At 61.0% G+C, this 14961-nt stretch carries 16 protein-coding genes; 10 read left to right on the forward strand and 6 right to left on the reverse strand.

Translation table 11 applies throughout. The features are described 5' to 3' along the window. Window positions 1–18 precede the first annotated feature (18 nt). Window positions 19–498: a pantetheine-phosphate adenylyltransferase gene (gene coaD / locus JOE33_RS15945; protein ID WP_003348749.1), complete on the reverse strand. Its 480-nt coding sequence runs from the start codon at window positions 496–498 to the stop codon at window positions 19–21. Between the two features lie 367 nt (window positions 499–865). Here coaD and JOE33_RS15950 point away from each other — a divergent pair, with 367 nt between their 5' ends. Next, window positions 866–1528: a TetR/AcrR family transcriptional regulator gene (locus JOE33_RS15950; protein ID WP_054992473.1), complete on the forward strand. Its 663-nt coding sequence runs from the start codon at window positions 866–868 to the stop codon at window positions 1526–1528. A 54-nt stretch (window positions 1529–1582) separates the two neighbouring features. Continuing rightward, window positions 1583–2440, forward strand: a complete 858-nt coding sequence (locus tag JOE33_RS15955) for a sulfurtransferase (RefSeq protein ID WP_187625317.1) — start codon at window positions 1583–1585, stop codon at window positions 2438–2440. Window positions 2441–2447: 7 nt separating this feature from the next. Here JOE33_RS15955 and JOE33_RS15960 read toward each other — a convergent pair whose 3' ends face one another. The 4 genes from JOE33_RS15960 to JOE33_RS15975 form a co-directional block, all read right to left on the reverse strand. After that, window positions 2448–3482: a hydrolase gene (locus tag JOE33_RS15960; protein WP_187625318.1), complete on the reverse strand. Its 1035-nt coding sequence runs from the start codon at window positions 3480–3482 to the stop codon at window positions 2448–2450. A gap of 307 nt (window positions 3483–3789) precedes the next feature. Then, window positions 3790–4380 (reverse strand): 16S rRNA (guanine(966)-N(2))-methyltransferase RsmD, encoded by a 591-nt coding sequence (rsmD, locus tag JOE33_RS15965; RefSeq protein ID WP_003316320.1) that lies wholly within the window; start codon window positions 4378–4380, stop codon window positions 3790–3792. Continuing rightward, the gene (locus JOE33_RS15970) at window positions 4380–5870 is read right to left on the reverse strand and encodes a pitrilysin family protein (protein ID WP_187625319.1); all 1491 of its coding nucleotides are present in this window, start codon (window positions 5868–5870) and stop codon (window positions 4380–4382) included. The genes rsmD and JOE33_RS15970 overlap by 1 nt, the downstream gene beginning before the upstream one ends. After that, the gene (locus tag JOE33_RS15975) at window positions 5867–7219 is read right to left on the reverse strand and encodes a pitrilysin family protein (RefSeq protein ID WP_122528862.1); all 1353 of its coding nucleotides are present in this window, start codon (window positions 7217–7219) and stop codon (window positions 5867–5869) included. The genes JOE33_RS15970 and JOE33_RS15975 overlap by 4 nt, the downstream gene beginning before the upstream one ends. Window positions 7220–7475: 256 nt before the next feature. Between JOE33_RS15975 and ftsY the strand changes: the two genes are divergently transcribed. From ftsY to rpoH, 4 genes are all read left to right on the forward strand, one after another. Next, window positions 7476–8984, forward strand: coding sequence for a signal recognition particle-docking protein FtsY (ftsY, locus tag JOE33_RS15980; RefSeq protein WP_187625320.1), 1509 nt, complete (start codon window positions 7476–7478; stop codon window positions 8982–8984). Continuing rightward, window positions 8981–9652 (forward strand): cell division ATP-binding protein FtsE, encoded by a 672-nt coding sequence (gene ftsE, locus JOE33_RS15985; protein ID WP_002555631.1) that lies wholly within the window; start codon window positions 8981–8983, stop codon window positions 9650–9652. The genes ftsY and ftsE overlap by 4 nt, the downstream gene beginning before the upstream one ends. Then, a complete protein-coding gene (gene ftsX, locus JOE33_RS15990) occupies window positions 9649–10683 on the forward strand; it encodes a permease-like cell division protein FtsX (RefSeq protein WP_003393643.1) in 1035 nt (344 codons plus the stop codon). The genes ftsE and ftsX overlap by 4 nt, the downstream gene beginning before the upstream one ends. Before the next feature lie 118 nt (window positions 10684–10801). Further along, on the forward strand, window positions 10802–11656 hold the full coding sequence (gene rpoH / locus JOE33_RS15995; RefSeq protein WP_002555629.1) for an RNA polymerase sigma factor RpoH: 855 nt from the start codon (window positions 10802–10804) through the stop codon (window positions 11654–11656). Window positions 11657–11852: 196 nt separating this feature from the next. Here the strand turns inward: rpoH and mtgA are convergent, their stop codons facing one another. Further along, window positions 11853–12563 (reverse strand): monofunctional biosynthetic peptidoglycan transglycosylase, encoded by a 711-nt coding sequence (mtgA, locus tag JOE33_RS16000; protein ID WP_054992489.1) that lies wholly within the window; start codon window positions 12561–12563, stop codon window positions 11853–11855. Between the two features lie 80 nt (window positions 12564–12643). Between mtgA and JOE33_RS16005 the strand changes: the two genes are divergently transcribed. The 4 genes from JOE33_RS16005 (at window position 12644) to trmB (ending at window position 14931) form a co-directional block, all read left to right on the forward strand. Then, window positions 12644–13024: a DUF423 domain-containing protein gene (locus tag JOE33_RS16005; RefSeq protein ID WP_003372515.1), complete on the forward strand. Its 381-nt coding sequence runs from the start codon at window positions 12644–12646 to the stop codon at window positions 13022–13024. Between the two features lie 115 nt (window positions 13025–13139). Next, a complete protein-coding gene (gene thiS, locus JOE33_RS16010) occupies window positions 13140–13340 on the forward strand; it encodes a sulfur carrier protein ThiS (RefSeq protein ID WP_010432400.1) in 201 nt (66 codons plus the stop codon). A 51-nt stretch (window positions 13341–13391) separates the two neighbouring features. Next, window positions 13392–14186: a thiazole synthase gene (locus JOE33_RS16015; protein WP_010432397.1), complete on the forward strand. Its 795-nt coding sequence runs from the start codon at window positions 13392–13394 to the stop codon at window positions 14184–14186. A gap of 97 nt (window positions 14187–14283) precedes the next feature. Beyond that, window positions 14284–14931 carry a tRNA (guanosine(46)-N7)-methyltransferase TrmB gene (gene trmB, locus JOE33_RS16020; RefSeq protein WP_222943635.1) on the forward strand — a complete coding sequence of 216 codons (648 nt, stop codon included), beginning with the start codon at window positions 14284–14286 and terminating at the stop codon, window positions 14929–14931. Window positions 14932–14961 lie beyond the last annotated feature (30 nt).

Consider the following 14961-nt stretch of genomic DNA (forward strand, 5'->3'; position numbering starts at 1 on the left):
CCTTCACATGCAGCGAGTCTAGCGCTTGAAGCGCTCGGTCAGCGCCTGGGCAACGGCCGGGTGAACGAATTTGGTGATATCACCGCCCAACGCGGCGATTTCACGCACTAACGTCGAGGAAATGAACGAATAGCGCTCCGAGGGCGTAAGGAACAGGCTTTCGACGTCCGGTGCCAACTGGCGATTCATGTTGGCCAACTGAAACTCGTACTCGAAGTCCGACACGGCACGAAGTCCGCGCAGAAAGACGTTGGCATTCTGCTCCTTGGCAAAATGCGCCAGCAGGGTCGAAAAGCCGACCACTTCCACATTGGGCAAGTGCTTGGTGACTTCGCGGGCCAGCTCGACGCGTTGCTCCAGGGGGAACAGCGGGTTTTTCTTCGGGCTGGCAGCAACCGCAATGACCACTTGGTCGAACAGGCGCGATGCGCGCTCGACCAAATCTCCATGGCCCTTGGTAATCGGGTCGAAGGTGCCTGGGTACAACACTCGGTTCATCGCGTCGTCCTGGTCGGAGTCCGTTGTGGGACTCGGATGGTATCGCAGCCTTCCCGATGGGCCAAGCTGTGTGGCAGCTATCAAACGTCGTATTGCGCCGATTATCGGCCATGTTTGCACTGAGATCCCTGATTTTGGGGCTATTTACCGCAGCCACATTGGCTGGTCGGTGCATGAAAATTTTGTATGACTGACATTGATTGATGAGCGGAACGCCATGCGGATTTTCGATCAGTGCGGGTATCTGTCCTGTGCCGTCTCCCTGCGTCGACATGACTCTGTCATCGCAACGATTCTGCCACCATCGCAGTATCAGCCTGCGCTAAGATTGCCATCACCTGATCAGCAAAGAGTGGCCTGGCCCAGCATGGCACCGCGTACCAAAACCCGTGAACGAATCGTGCAAACCAGTCTGGAACTGTTCAATCAGCAGGGCGAGCGTTGCGTGACCACCAATCACATCGCTGCGCACATGGAAATCTCGCCCGGCAATCTTTATTACCACTTCGCCAATAAGCAGGCGATCATCGCTGAGCTGTTCTCCGAGTATGAGGTGCTGATCGGCAGTTTCCTGACCCTGCCAGCCGACCGTGTACCCACCATCGAGGACAAGCGCGATTACTTCCTGGCGATTATCGACGCCATGTGGCGCTACCGTTTTCTGCACCGTGACCTTGAGCACCTGCTGACGTCGGATGAGGAACTGGCGAGGCGTTATCGGCGTTTTTCTTACCGCTGTCTGATGCAGGCGATGACCATCTACCGGGGGTTCATCAAGGCGGGCATCCTGAAGATGGATGAGTCGCAGATCGAATGGACCAGTCTCAACACCTGGATCGTCCTGACGTCGTGGGTGCGTTTTCTGTGCACCAATCGGGAAAACGCCACGGAGATCAACCAATCGGCTATTCGACGTGGCGTCTATCAGGTACTTATGCTCGAATCTGTTTTTGTCGCGCCTCAGGCTCGCGAAGCGTTCGATGCACTGTGCAAAACGTTTCATGCATCGCTGCCCGAGGTTCTGATGTGAATTCCGGGACCGACGAGCAGCCAGCTTGGCGGTTCTCTGCCACAGGAGTGTGTCATGTCCATTGCGCAACTGATCAACCCCGAGCGACTGGCTGAACGCCAGAAAACTCCAGGCCTGGTGATTCTCGATTGCCGTTACGCGCTCGAGGATTCCGACTACGGTCAACGCAGTTACGCCCAGGGGCATATCGAGGGCGCGTCTTTTGCCGATCTGAAGCGCGACCTCAGCGGGCCTGTGATCAAGGGCAGGACCGGACGTCATCCACTGCCCGATCCCGCCGCCTTGCTGCAATGCTTTCAGGCGTGGGGCATCAACCCTGACAGCGATGTGGTGCTGTACGACGATGGTCCGGGAATGTATGCCGCGCGGGCCTGGTGGTTGCTGGCCTGGATGGGCAAGCGCGAAGGCGTCTACCTGCTCGATGGCGGCCTGAAGGCCTGGCACGCTGCGGGGCTGCCGTTGAGCCTTGACGCGCCGAATCGTGAACCCGGTCATTTCAGCGGTGAGCCGGATATGTCCATGGTGCTCAGCGGCAGTCGCTTGCAGGGTCGTCTGGGACGCCCGGAAATGACCCTGATCGACGCCCGTGCCGAAGCGCGCTTTCGAGGCGACGTAGAGCCTCTGGATCCGGTGGCCGGGCATATCCCCGGTGCGCAGTGTGCGGCCTGCACTGACAACCTTGGCGCGGATGGACGCTTTTTGCCGCCCGAGCAGCTCAGGCAGCGTTTCGCTGAAAAGCTGCAGGACCGCCCGCCGGAGAGTCTGGTGTCCTATTGCGGTTCAGGCGTCACCGCCTGCCATAACCTGTTCGCCCTGTGCCTGGCAGGTTATCCGCTGGCAACGTTATATGCGGGATCGTGGAGCGAGTGGATCACCGATCCTGAGCGCGCAATCGCCACGGGCGCCGATTGATTCGTTATCAACCGGTGGGCGGGCCGTCGCGCTCCTGGGCGGCGCATAGCCACAGCGGTATGCGACGTTCGAGGTAGTAACGCGGATTACGAAGCGAGCCTTCGACGAAGCCGACATGCCCGCCTTTGGTGTGCAGTTCGAATTCGGTGCAGGACGATAGCTCGCTGGGTTCGGGCAGGCTGTGAGGGAACACGAACGGGTCGTCGCTGGACTGGATGATCAGCGTCGGCGTCTGAATCTGGCCCAGGTAGTAGCGGCTGGACGCCCTGCGGTAATAATCCGTGGCATCGGTAAAGCCGTGCAGCGGCGCAGTCACCCGGCCATCGAAGTCCCAGAAAGTGCGCATGTTCTCCAATGAGCCCAGCGCGGCAAGCTCGGCCAGCCCCTCGCTGATGCCTTCATGCTGAAACCGATGCTGCTTGTCACGGATATAAGCCAGCATTGCGCGCATGAAGTGCCGTTGATAAACCCGCGAGAAGCCTTGACCGATACGGTTGGCGCATTCGTCCAGACGAAACGGCACGGACACCGCCACCGCCCCCCGCAAATCACTGCTGGCGCCGGATTCACCCAGGTACTTGAGCAACACATTGCCGCCCAGCGAATACCCCACTGCATAAATCGGAGCCAATGGCCGCAGCGAACGCAAATGAGCGATCACCTCGGCCAGGTCTTCGCTCGCCCCGGAATGATAACTGCGCGACAGCAGATTGGGTTCTCCCGAGCAGCCGCGCCAGTTCAACGCCACACTGGGCCAGCCCTTTGCCGCCATGGCCTTTTGCAGGCCGGCAACATAGGGCGAGTTGGACGACCCGGTCAGGCCGTGCAGTACCAGCACCAAGGGTTTATCGGACTCATCCGGACCATGCCAGTCCATGTCCAGAAAGTCCCCGTCCTGCAGCCACAACCGCTCGCGCGTACGCGCCAGCAGCGTCGGCTTGCGCAGCAGCGGCCCCCAAAGCGTCTGCAAATGCGGATTGCCCATGCCGACGGCCGGGACGAATGGATTGGCATGGGACAGAAAGGTAGGACGTTTGGACACGTGCTTGCTCAACGATCAGGTCTGGGGTGACGGGCTATACGTTGCCACTAAGCAGTCCGGGATGTAAGGGGGACTGATCGTTACGTCGTTACGCGAGCCGGAAGAATGTGTTCATGACACTCTGCATGGAAAAGAGGACGCTGAGCGTCCAGAACTGCATGCCGACGCAGAGCATCGGCACGATAGTTACAAGAGTCTCGTCCCGCACGCTCCAGCGTGGGAGCGCCTTTCGCGACGCTCTGCATCGCCAAGAGGACGCAGAGCGTCCAGAACGGCATGCCAACGCGGAGCACTGGTACGTGAGCTGTCAGCCCTGGCCCCGCTGCCACAACGCGTAATAGACCTGGCCGGCCTTTTTCTCGCGGTGCAACCGCCAGCTGCCCGGCAAGCCGGTGGTCGATGGCGGTGTTTCGCTTTCGGTGTAGATCCAGGCGGTGTCGGCCAGCCAGCCGTGGCTTTCCAGCAGGTTGCAGGCTGAAGCCAGCAGGCCCTGATGGAAGGGCGGGTCGAGGAACACGACGTCGAAGGGCGACGCTGTGGCGGTTTCCAGATGGCGCAGGGCGTCGGTCTGGGAGACCTGGCCGCTGGTGCAGTTCAGTGCATTGAGGTTCTGGCGCAGGCTGGCGATGGCTGCCGCGTTGCTGTCCAGGGCCAGGCCCATGCTGGCGCCACGCGACAAGGCTTCGAAATACAGCGCGCCGCTGCCCGTGAAAACGTCCAGCACCCTGGCGCCTGCGATGTAGGGGGCCAGCCAGTTGAACAGGGTTTCGCGCACGCGATCAGGTGTCGGGCGCAAGCCTGGGGCGTCGGGGAAGGTCAGGCGGCGGCTGCCCCATTCTCCGCCGATGATACGAAGCTGACCCAGGCCGTTGTGGCCCTTCGGACGTGGATTGGCCATCAGTGTTCCGGGACCCCTGCAGGTTGGCGGGCGGGTTTGTCGGTCGGCGCTGGCAATGGTTTTTGCTCAACGGTCGGACCCACGGTGACGATGACCATCTTGTCGGCGCTCAGGTGCTTGCTCATAGCTGCTTTCACCTGCTCGACGGTCACGTTCTGCGCGGCGGCCATGTAGTCCTCGAGGTAGGTCAACGGCAGGTTGTAGAAGCCGATGGCACCCAACTGACCCACAATGGCCGAATTGCTGGCTGCGGTCAGCGGGAAGCTGCCGGTCAGTTCGCGCTTCACATCGTCGACTTCTTTCTGGGTCGGACCATTGGCGAGGAAGTCGCGCACGATGTCCTGCACCAGCTTGAGGGTGTTTTCGCTCATTTCCGCACGCGTCTGCAGGCCGATCATGAACGGTCCCGCCACCTGCATGGCGGTGAAGCCGGAAGACACACCGTAGGTCAGGCCGCGTTTTTCCCGCACTTCGGTCATCAGCCGGCTGCCGAAGCCGCCGCCGCCCAATACCGAGTTACCCACGGTGAGTGCCGCGTAGTCCGGATCGTTGCGGTCAACACCCAGCTGCGCGAGCATCAGGTGCGTCTGGTTGGAGGCAAATTCGATGTGTGTGGTGCCTGCCTTGGGCTCGACCGGGTCAGCCACTTTGGCCAGCGCCGGGCCTTTGGGCAGCGAGGCAGATACCTGAGCCGCGATGGCCTGTGCTTCGTCTCGCGACAGGTCGCCGACCAGAGCAATCACTGCATTGCCCGCCGCATAGCCCTTGGCGTGGAAAGCCTTGAGCTGAGCCAGGGTAATGGCATTGACGCTCTTGGCGTCGCCTTCGCTCGGGTGGGCGTAGGGGTGATCACCGTACAGACGATTGAACAGTTCCTTGCTGGCGATAGCGCCGGGGTTCTGTTTCTGAGTCTCGAAGCTGGCGATCAGCTGGTTCTTGATGCGGGCCAGAGAATCGGCAGGGAAGGTGGGCTTGCCCACGACTTCACTGAACAGCTTCAGGGCCGGCTCGCGCTTGTCCGCAGCACTCAGGCTGCGCAACGAGGCCACCGCCATGTCGCGGTAGGATCCGTTGCTGAAGTCGGCGCCCAGGCCTTCGAAGCCCTGGGCGATCGCGTTGACGTCCTTGCCTTTGATGCCCTCGTTGAGCATGGCGTTGGTCAGCAGGGCAATGCCGGGCGATTTCTGGTCCTGGCTGCTGCCCGCAGCGAACGTCAGGCGCATGTCGAACATCGGCAATTCGCGGGATTCCACGAACAGCACACGGGCGCCCTCGGCGGTATTCCAGGTCTGGATATTCAGGGCGCGGCGGGCCGGAGCCTTGCCGTCCAGCTCCTTGAGAGTCTGCAGGTTGCTGCCCAGCGCGGGAGCGGCCTGGCCCTGCTCGGCAGGGGCGTCGTCGGCCAGAGCTGGCGGTGCGACAAAGGCACCGAGCGAACCGGCCAGGATCAGGCCAAGCAGCGCATGACGTGGAGCATTGCGCGTGATCATTTGGCTTTCTCCTCAGGCAGAACGTGCGCAACGCTGAGGCGCTCACGGGTGAAATAGGTGTTGGCAGCTTTCTGGATGTCTTGCGGTGTCACGCTCTGCAGCGCCTCCAGTTCATTGTCCATCAGCTTCCAGGACAGACCGACGGTCTCCAGCTCTCCGATCATGGTTGCCTGGCTGGTGATCGAGTCGCGCTCGTAGACCACGCCGGCAATCACCTGGGCGCGGACACGATCCAGCTCCTCGGCGGACGGCGCCTTGGTTTTCAGCTCATCGAGCAGGCGCCAGATCCCGGCTTCCACATCGGCCAGGGTCTTCTTCTTTTGCAGGTTGGGTGTGGCGCTGATCATGAACAGGCTGTCGCCGCGAGCGAACGCGTCGTAGCGCGACGAGGCGCCGGAGACCAGCTCTTCGCCGCGTTCCAGGCGCGAGGAAATGCGTGCGCTGTAACCACCGTCGAGCAGCGCTGCGATCAGACGCAGGGCGTTCGCCGAGCGAGGATCTTCAGCGGTCGCGACACTCGGTACGTTGAAACCGTAGATAAGGCTCGGCAGCTGGGTCTTGACGTGCAGGGTGATCTTGCGCTCGCCCGGCTCGGCCAGTTCCAGTGGTTTTTTCGACGGCGGTACGTCGCGGCGCGGGATTGACCCGAAAAAGCGTTCTGCCAGGGCTTTGACTTCGTCCGGCTGTACATCACCCACCACCACCAGTGTGGCGTTGTTCGGCGCATACCAGGATTCGTACCAGTGGCGCAGTTCTTCGACCTTCATGCGCTCCAGGTCCGCCATCCAGCCGATGGTCGGCGTGTGATAGCCGCTGGCAGGGTAGGCCATCGCCTTGAAGCGCTCGAACGCCTTGCCCATAGGCTGGTCGTCGGTACGCAGGCGGCGCTCTTCCTTGATGACCTCGATCTCGCGGCTGAACTCGTCGGCGGGCAATTTCAGGGTCGCCATGCGATCGGCTTCCAGCTCCAGCGCGACGCTCAGACGGTCACGCGCCAGCACCTGGTAATAGGCGGTGTAGTCGTCGCTGGTGAACGCATTCTCTTCAGCGCCCAGATCGCGCAGAATCAGCGAAGATTCACCCGGTCCGGTTTTGCTGCTGCCTTTGAACATCATGTGTTCAAGCGCGTGGGACAGACCGGTCTGGCCCGGCGTTTCGTAGCTGGAGCCAACCTTGTACCAGATCTGCGAAACCACCACCGGAGCGCGGTGGTCTTCGCGGACAACAACCTTCAGGCCATTGTCGAGGGTGAATTCGTGAGTCGGTTGCGGATCAGCAGCCAATGCTGTCAAAGGCAGACAAATTGTGCTGAGCAGCAGGCCTGCGGCGCGGCGGGCTAGAGCATTCATTCGTAGTTTGAACCTGTAGGACGGCCCGCTTGAACTTAGCGTCGGCGGGCGCGGGGGTGTTAGGATACTGATCCGTTTGCTTCAGAGACACCCTTCACTGGCCGATTGCGAGTGAAACCTGTCTGAAACGCAGGTAAAGGTAGCTGCACAAGCGGCCGTTGAGTGAACAAGAAGTCCTAAACGCAGTCTGTTTTGCATGTCAGAATTTTTCCGGGTCGCCCTCTGGCGCCCCGCAACCTTGAGATAGCCGTCATCCATGTTTGGTTCCAACGACGACAAGAAGACCCCAGCCGAGGCTGGAGAGAAGAAAGGCCTGTTCGGATGGCTGCGCAAGAAGCCGCAGCAGACCGAGCCGAAGCCAGCAGAATCATCCCCGACGCAACCCGACCCGATCGCCGATCAGGTTGCAGCGACGCCGCAGGCTGAGCCTCATGTTGTCTCGCAATCGGTGCCCGAAGTCACTGCCGAAGCAGCAGCGCCTGCGCCGCAAGGCCATGTCGAGCCCGGCGCGCCGTCGCCTCAGCCCTGGCTGACCTTGCCGGTGACCGAAGAGCCGGTGGCATTGAGTGACGAGCGCGAGCCGCATGTCACGCCGGCCATCCCTGAACAAAACCATGCCCTTGTTGCGCCCCAACCGCTGGAGCCTGAACCCGTTGCAGCGGAGCCGGTGGCGGATATCGTGCCGCTCGCGATGCCTGAGCCGGTGCTGGTTCAGCCTGTTGCAGAGCCAGAGCCAGAGCCAGCCGTCGCGCAGGCAGTGCCGCAACCTGTTCAGCCTGCTGCGCAAGAGCTTGCAGTGCCGGGGCCTGCTACACCCGAGCCGGAAACCGGTAAGGTCGGCTTTTTTGCACGCCTCAAGCAGGGGCTGTCGAAGACCAGTGCCAGCATTGGCGAAGGCATGGCCAGTCTGTTTCTGGGCAAGAAGGCCATCGATGACGACCTGCTCGAAGAAATTGAAACCCGACTGCTGACCGCCGATGTCGGCGTTGAAGCCACCTCGGTCATCATCAAGAGCCTGACCCAGAAGGTCGCGCGCAAGCAGTTGACCGACGCCCAGGCGCTGTACACCTCTTTGCAGGGCGAGCTGGCCGCGATGCTCAAGCCTGTCGAGCAACCGCTGGTGATCAAGTCCGAACACAAGCCGTTCGTGATTCTGGTGGTCGGCGTCAATGGCGCAGGCAAGACCACGACCATCGGCAAGCTGGCCAAGAAGCTGCAACTGGAAGGCAAGAAGGTCATGCTGGCAGCGGGCGACACGTTCCGCGCTGCAGCCGTCGAGCAATTGCAGGTCTGGGGTGAGCGTAATCACATACCGGTCATCGCCCAGCACACCGGTGCCGACTCGGCTTCTGTCATCTTCGACGCCGTGCAGGCCGCCAAGGCTCGCGGTATCGACGTGCTGATCGCTGACACCGCCGGTCGTCTGCACACCAAGGACAACCTGATGGAGGAGTTGAAGAAGGTTCGCCGCGTGATCGGCAAGCTGGACGCAGACGCTCCCCACGAAGTTCTGCTGGTCCTCGATGCAGGCACCGGGCAGAACGCTATCAATCAGGCCAAGCAGTTCAACCAGACCGTCACGCTGACCGGGCTGGCGCTGACCAAGCTGGATGGCACCGCCAAGGGCGGCGTGATTTTCGCCCTGGCCAAGCAGTTCGGCTTGCCGATTCGCTATATCGGCGTCGGTGAAGGTATCGATGATCTTCGTACTTTCGAGGCCGAACCCTTTGTTCAGGCACTGTTTGCGGAGCGGGAGCGTTCATGATTCGATTCGAGCAGGTCGGTAAGCGCTACCCGAATGGACATGTCGGGTTGCATGAACTGAGCTTTCGAGTACGTCGCGGCGAGTTTTTGTTTGTCACCGGTCATTCCGGTGCCGGCAAAAGCACGCTGCTGCGCCTGTTGCTGGCCATGGAGCGTCCGACCACCGGCAAACTGATGCTGGCCGGTCAGGACCTTGGGCAAATCAGCAACGCGCAAATCCCGTTTCTGCGTCGTCAGATCGGCGTGGTGTTCCAGAATCACCAGTTGCTGTTTGATCGCACGGTGTTCAACAACATCGCGTTGCCGCTGCAGATCCTTGGTCTCTCCAAGCCCGAGATCGCCAAGCGCGTCGACTCGGCGCTTGAGCGAGTGGCGTTGTCCGACAAGGCCGAGCTGTATCCGGGTGACCTTTCTACCGGTCAACAGCAGCGTGTCGGCATTGCCCGCGCCATCGTTCACCGTCCGGCCCTGCTGCTTGCCGATGAACCGACCGGTAACCTCGACCCGCGCCTGGCGGCGGAGATCATGGGTGTGTTTGAAGATATCAACCGACTGGGGACCAGCGTGCTGATTGCCAGTCACGACCTGGCATTGATCGCCCGCATGCGCCATCGCATGCTGACCCTGCAGCGCGGTCGTCTGATCGGTGACGGGGAGGCCGGAGTATGAGTGCCACACGCAGCCCCAAGGTTTCAGAGCGCGTCGCGCCAAAAGCCGCCGATCCGGTGCCGCCGAAACAGAAAAAGCAGCGCCACGACCACGATGACGACGGCCCTGATTTCAGTGCACTGTTGTCCGCCTGGCTGGAAAGTCACCGTTCCAGTCTGCTGGACAGCCTGCGACGTCTGGGCAAACAACCGATTGGCAGCTTCTTTACGTGTCTGGTGATGGCGATTGCCCTGAGCCTGCCGATGGGCTTGTCGTTGCTGTTGAGCAATGTCGAGCGTCTGGGCGGTTCATGGCAGCGCGCGGCGCAGATTTCTATCTACCTGAACCTGGATGCCAGCACTGCCGATGGCACTCGCCTGCGCGATGAAATCAAGGCGATGCCCGGCGTGGCAGATGCTGAGTACATCAGCAGCGAACAGGCGTTGGGTGAGTTCAAGCAGCAGTCCGGGTTGGGCGAGGCGCTCAAGGAATTGCCGGAGAACCCGCTTCCGGGCGTGGTGCTGGTGACGCCGGACGAGGTGGACAAGCCTGCGCTGGAGGCCTTGCGCACGCGGCTGGCCGAATTGCCCAAGGTAGAGCAGGCGCAGCTTGACCTGGTCTGGGTCGAAAGACTGGCCGCGATCCTCAAACTGGGTGATCGCTTCGTTTTCGGCTTGACGGTTTTGCTGGTCTCGGCTTTGCTGTTAGTAATTGGTAACACAATTCGTCTACACATTGAAAACCGCCGCATCGAAATCGAAGTCATCAAACTGGTGGGCGGTACCGACAGCTACGTGCGCAGGCCTTTCCTTTATATGGGCGCGCTGTACGGCTTCGGGGCTGGCATCCTGTCCTGGGGCGTTCTGGCTTATGGCCTGAACTGGCTGAACGGCGCAGTGGTCGGGCTGGCAGGTCTCTATGGAAGTGACTTTGCGCTGGCCGGCGTGCCAATGGGTGATGGTCTTTCCCTCTTGCTTGGAGCGGTTCTGTTAGGGTATATCGGTGCCTGGATTGCGGTGGCCCGACATCTTCGTGAACTGGCGCCCCGGTAGAGCCACATTATTGATTCACCAGACTGGCCTCTGAAAATCAAGGAACTTGGTTAGCGGTTCCGGGTCAATCTGGCTAATGCTGAACTGCACATTACCTGTGCGCTGGAGGTTTTTTCGTATGACCACTTCTTTGCAACCTGCTTATGCTCTAGTCCCGGGTGCGAACCTCGAGGCCTATGTGCACACGGTCAACAGCATTCCCTTGCTGACGCCCGAGCAGGAGCGTGAACTGGCTGAGAGTCTCTACTATGAGCAGGATCTGGACGCGGCCCGTCAAATGGTCCTCGCCCACCTGCGATTCGTCGTGCACATCGCGCGCAGTTATTCGGGTTATGGTCTGGCGCAGGCCGACCTGATCCAGGAAGGTAACGTCGGTCTGATGAAGGCCGTGAAACGTTTCAACCCGGAAATGGGCGTGCGTCTGGTGTCTTTCGCCGTGCACTGGATCAAGGCCGAAATTCACGAGTTCATCCTGCGCAACTGGCGCATCGTCAAGGTCGCCACGACCAAGGCGCAGCGCAAGCTGTTCTTCAACCTGCGCAGCCAGAAGAAGCGTCTGGCCTGGCTGAACAACGATGAAGTCCATCGTGTTGCAGAAAGCCTTGGCGTCGAGCCGCGTGAAGTGCGTGAGATGGAAAGCCGTCTCACGGGTCACGACATGGCGTTCGACCCGGCAGCCGAAGCGGATGACGACAGCGCCTTTCAGTCGCCGGCCAACTACCTGGAAGACCACCGTTACGACCCGGCGCGTCAACTGGAAGACTCCGACTGGACCGACAACTCCACCGCCAATCTGCATCAGGCGCTGGACGTGCTGGACGAACGCAGCCGTGACATCCTCTACCAGCGCTGGCTGGCAGAAGAAAAAGCCACGCTGCACGACCTGGCGCAGAAGTACAACGTCTCTGCCGAGCGTATTCGTCAGCTGGAAAAAAGCGCGATGAACAAGCTCAAGACGTCGATCGCCGCGTAAGGCTGAACGGCAACGAAAAACGCCCCGAGATGATCGGGGCGTTTTTGTTTGTGTATCGGCTATCGTGCGACGCTCTGCGTCGGCACGCCGTTCTGGACGCTCTGCGTCCTCTTTGTGACGCAGAGCGTCACGAACTGCATTCCCACGCTGGAGCGTAGGGAACGATAAGCTCCAAACTAGAGCCAGCTCATCATCATCACCAACGACGGCTGCTGTTCAACCCCTGCAGGTACTCATCCCCACCCAGCTGACGCATCTGCTGACGAATCCAGCCTGCGCGGCGAGAGACGTAGCTGCTTGGGTGACTGGCGCTCCACTGGCGCGGGTTGGGGAGGACGGCGGCGAGGTAGCTGGCCTGTTGCGCCGACAGCGCGCTGGCGTTGGTGCGGAAGTGGTGTTGCGCCGCAGCCTGGGCGCCGAATACACCTTCGTCCCACTCGACACTGTTGAGGTACACCTCGAGGATGCGCTCCTTGGACCAGAGCAGCTCGATAAGCATGGTGAACCAGGCTTCAAGCCCCTTGCGCAGATAGCTGCGGCCGGACCACAGGAACAGGTTTTTCGACACCTGCTGGCTGAGCGTGCTGGCCCCGCGTATCGAGCCGCCGCGCTCGTTGTGCAGGATGGCCGCTTGAATCGCGTCGACGTCGAAACCCCAGTGTTCGGCGAATTTCTGGTCTTCGCCGGCAATAACCGCGATTTTCAGATTTTCGGAGATTTTATCCCACGGCTCCCAGTCGCGTTGCAGGTCGATAGGCTCGCCGTCGACCCAGGATTCGATCTTGCGCTCGACCATCAGCGCGGTGCCCGGTGGCGGCACCCAGCGCAGAACCAGAACCACGAGAACACTGCCTGCGGCGAACCACAGCAGGGCTTTGAAGAGGCGACGAAGAATAGACTGCAGCATAGAGATGGCTTGGCCGAACCCGTTGAGCGGGCCATTATACAGACCGTGCGCCTTCCGACGATTTTTCACTGGAGTTCCTGATGCTTCGTAGCTTTTTGATGCTGGCCGCCTTCTTCGGCTTCACCGGTGTGGCCCTGGGCGCATTTGCCGCCCACGGTCTCAAGGAACGCCTGAGCGCCGAGTACCTGGCAGTGTTCCACACCGGTGTGCTTTATCAACTGATCCACGCGCTGGCCCTGCTCGGCGTGGCGATCCTGGCAACGCACATCCCCGGACGCCTGATCACCTGGGCCGGATTCTCCTTCGCGGTCGGTATTCTGCTGTTTTCCGGCAGCCTCTACGCCTTGACCCTCACCGGGTTCAGCAAGCTGGGCATCATCACGCCGTTCGGTGGTCTGGCATTTCTGTTCGGCTGGTCGATGCTGGGGCTGGCGGCCTGGAGGCTGGGTTCGCCTCCTTGAGCATTTGCTCTGCGCGAAGCAGGCCGCGCTTGAGACGAATGGCGTGGCTTTGCCTTGGTCATACCGGCTGATCGGGCTAGAATGCTGGCCCCCCAAAAATGATGGCTGCTCCCGCATGCACATTCAGTTGAACGGCGAACCCTTTGAATTGCCCGATGGCGAAACCGTCGCGGCATTACTGACCCGTCTGGACCTTGCCGGGCGCCGGGTCGCGGTGGAACTGAACCTGGATATCGTGCCGCGCAGTCAGCATGTAGCAACTGTCCTGAGTGAAGGCGATCAGGTCGAAGTGGTTCATGCCATTGGCGGTGGCTAGTTCGCAATCCGCACTGCGCCCAACCCAATCTGCACGTTATGAGGATTTCCGATGAGCAATGTTCGCAGCGACAAGCCCTTCGTCCTGGCCGGCCGGACTTTCGAGTCGCGCCTGCTGGTAGGCACCGGCAAGTACATCGATATGGAACAGACCCGTCTGGCCATCGAAGCGTCGGGTGCCGAGATCGTCACCGTTGCAGTGCGCCGCACCAACCTGGGCCAGAACCCTGGCGAGCCGAACCTGCTGGACGTGCTGCCGCCTGATCGTTACACCATTTTGCCGAATACCGCCGGCTGCTTCGATGCGACCGAGGCCGTGCGTACCTGCCGCCTGTCCCGGGAATTGCTCGACGGCCGCAATCTGGTCAAGCTCGAAGTGCTGGCTGACCAGAAAACCCTGTTCCCGAATGTGATCGAAACCCTCAAGGCCGCCGAGATTCTGGTCAAGGACGGATTCGACGTGATGGTCTACACCAGTGATGACCCGATCATCGCCCGCCAGCTGGCCGAAATCGGCTGCATCGCGATCATGCCGCTGGCTGGCCTGATCGGCAGCGGTCTGGGTATCTGCAACCCGTACAACCTGCAGATCATTCTTGAAGAAACCAAAGTGCCGGTGCTGGTCGATGCCGGTGTCGGTACCGCCTCCGATGCCACCATCGCGATGGAACTGGGCTGTGAAGCGGTACTGATGAACTCGGCCATCGCCCATGCCCGGCAGCCGGTGATGATGGCCGAAGCCATGAAGCACGCCGTAATTGCCGGTCGTCTGGCGTACCTCGCCGGGCGTATGCCACGAAAACTCTATGCCAGCGCGTCTTCGCCGCTGGATGGCCTGATCAAGTAAGAGCCCGTTGATGACTGATTCGCACGTTCCGCACCCAGAGTCGCCTGCTGTCGAAGAAGGCGAAGAGCGCCCGCACCGCCGCATCAAGAGTTTCGTGATGCGTGCCGGCCGCATGACCGAAGGTCAGCAGCGCGGCCTCGATCAAGGCCTCCCGCTGTATGGCCTGTCGCTGACCGACACGCCGGTGGATTTCGATCAGGTATTCGGTCGCGTTGCGCCGCGTACGCTGGAAATCGGCTTTGGCATGGGTCACTCGCTGCTGGAAATGGCGGCTGCGGCCCCCGAGCACGACTTCATCGGTGTTGAGGTGCATTCTCCAGGCGTGGGCGCGCTGCTCAATGGCGTACTGACCCAGGGACTGACCAATGTGCGCGTCTACGATTGCGACGCTATTGAAGTGCTGAACCGCTGCGTTGCGGACAACAGCCTGGATCGCCTGATGCTGTTCTTCCCGGACCCGTGGCACAAGAGCCGTCACCACAAGCGCCGCATCGTGCAGCCGGAATTCGCCGCGCTGGTGCGCAGCAAACTGAAGGCCGGCGGCGTGTTCCACATGGCCACCGATTGGGGGCCTTACGCGGAATACATGCTGGAAGTGATGAGCGTGGCGCCCGGTTATCGCAACCAGGCTGAAGACAACCAGTACGTCCCGCGCCCTGCGGAAAGGCCGATCACCAAGTTCGAGCGCCGTGGCGAGAAGCTCGGACACGGCGTCTGGGATCTGAAGTTCGAGAAAGTCGACTGACCGGGCTTGCGGGTTGCTGACAACCCGCAA

Source organism: Pseudomonas sp. PvP027 (assembly GCF_017833005.1).
Classification (GTDB): domain Bacteria; phylum Pseudomonadota; class Gammaproteobacteria; order Pseudomonadales; family Pseudomonadaceae; genus Aquipseudomonas; species Aquipseudomonas congelans.

Excerpts from the sequence above, each read along its gene's own strand:
- coaD (WP_003348749.1), bottom strand. The coding sequence starts at position 498 with ATGAACCGAGTGTTGTACCCAGGCACCTTCGACCCGATTACCAAGGGC.
- JOE33_RS15950 (WP_054992473.1), top strand. The coding sequence starts at position 866 with ATGGCACCGCGTACCAAAACCCGTGAACGAATCGTGCAAACCAGTCTG.
- JOE33_RS15955 (WP_187625317.1), top strand. The coding sequence starts at position 1,583 with ATGTCCATTGCGCAACTGATCAACCCCGAGCGACTGGCTGAACGCCAG.
- rsmD (WP_003316320.1), bottom strand. The coding sequence starts at position 4,380 with ATGGCCAATCCACGTCCGAAGGGCCACAACGGCCTGGGTCAGCTTCGT.
- JOE33_RS15970 (WP_187625319.1), bottom strand. The coding sequence starts at position 5,870 with ATGATCACGCGCAATGCTCCACGTCATGCGCTGCTTGGCCTGATCCTG.
- JOE33_RS15975 (WP_122528862.1), bottom strand. The coding sequence starts at position 7,219 with ATGAATGCTCTAGCCCGCCGCGCCGCAGGCCTGCTGCTCAGCACAATT.
- ftsY (WP_187625320.1), top strand. The coding sequence starts at position 7,476 with ATGTTTGGTTCCAACGACGACAAGAAGACCCCAGCCGAGGCTGGAGAG.
- ftsE (WP_002555631.1), top strand. The coding sequence starts at position 8,981 with ATGATTCGATTCGAGCAGGTCGGTAAGCGCTACCCGAATGGACATGTC.
- ftsX (WP_003393643.1), top strand. The coding sequence starts at position 9,649 with ATGAGTGCCACACGCAGCCCCAAGGTTTCAGAGCGCGTCGCGCCAAAA.
- rpoH (WP_002555629.1), top strand. The coding sequence starts at position 10,802 with ATGACCACTTCTTTGCAACCTGCTTATGCTCTAGTCCCGGGTGCGAAC.
- mtgA (WP_054992489.1), bottom strand. The coding sequence starts at position 12,563 with ATGCTGCAGTCTATTCTTCGTCGCCTCTTCAAAGCCCTGCTGTGGTTC.
- JOE33_RS16005 (WP_003372515.1), top strand. The coding sequence starts at position 12,644 with ATGCTTCGTAGCTTTTTGATGCTGGCCGCCTTCTTCGGCTTCACCGGT.
- thiS (WP_010432400.1), top strand. The coding sequence starts at position 13,140 with ATGCACATTCAGTTGAACGGCGAACCCTTTGAATTGCCCGATGGCGAA.
- JOE33_RS16015 (WP_010432397.1), top strand. The coding sequence starts at position 13,392 with ATGAGCAATGTTCGCAGCGACAAGCCCTTCGTCCTGGCCGGCCGGACT.
- trmB (WP_222943635.1), top strand. The coding sequence starts at position 14,284 with ATGCGTGCCGGCCGCATGACCGAAGGTCAGCAGCGCGGCCTCGATCAA.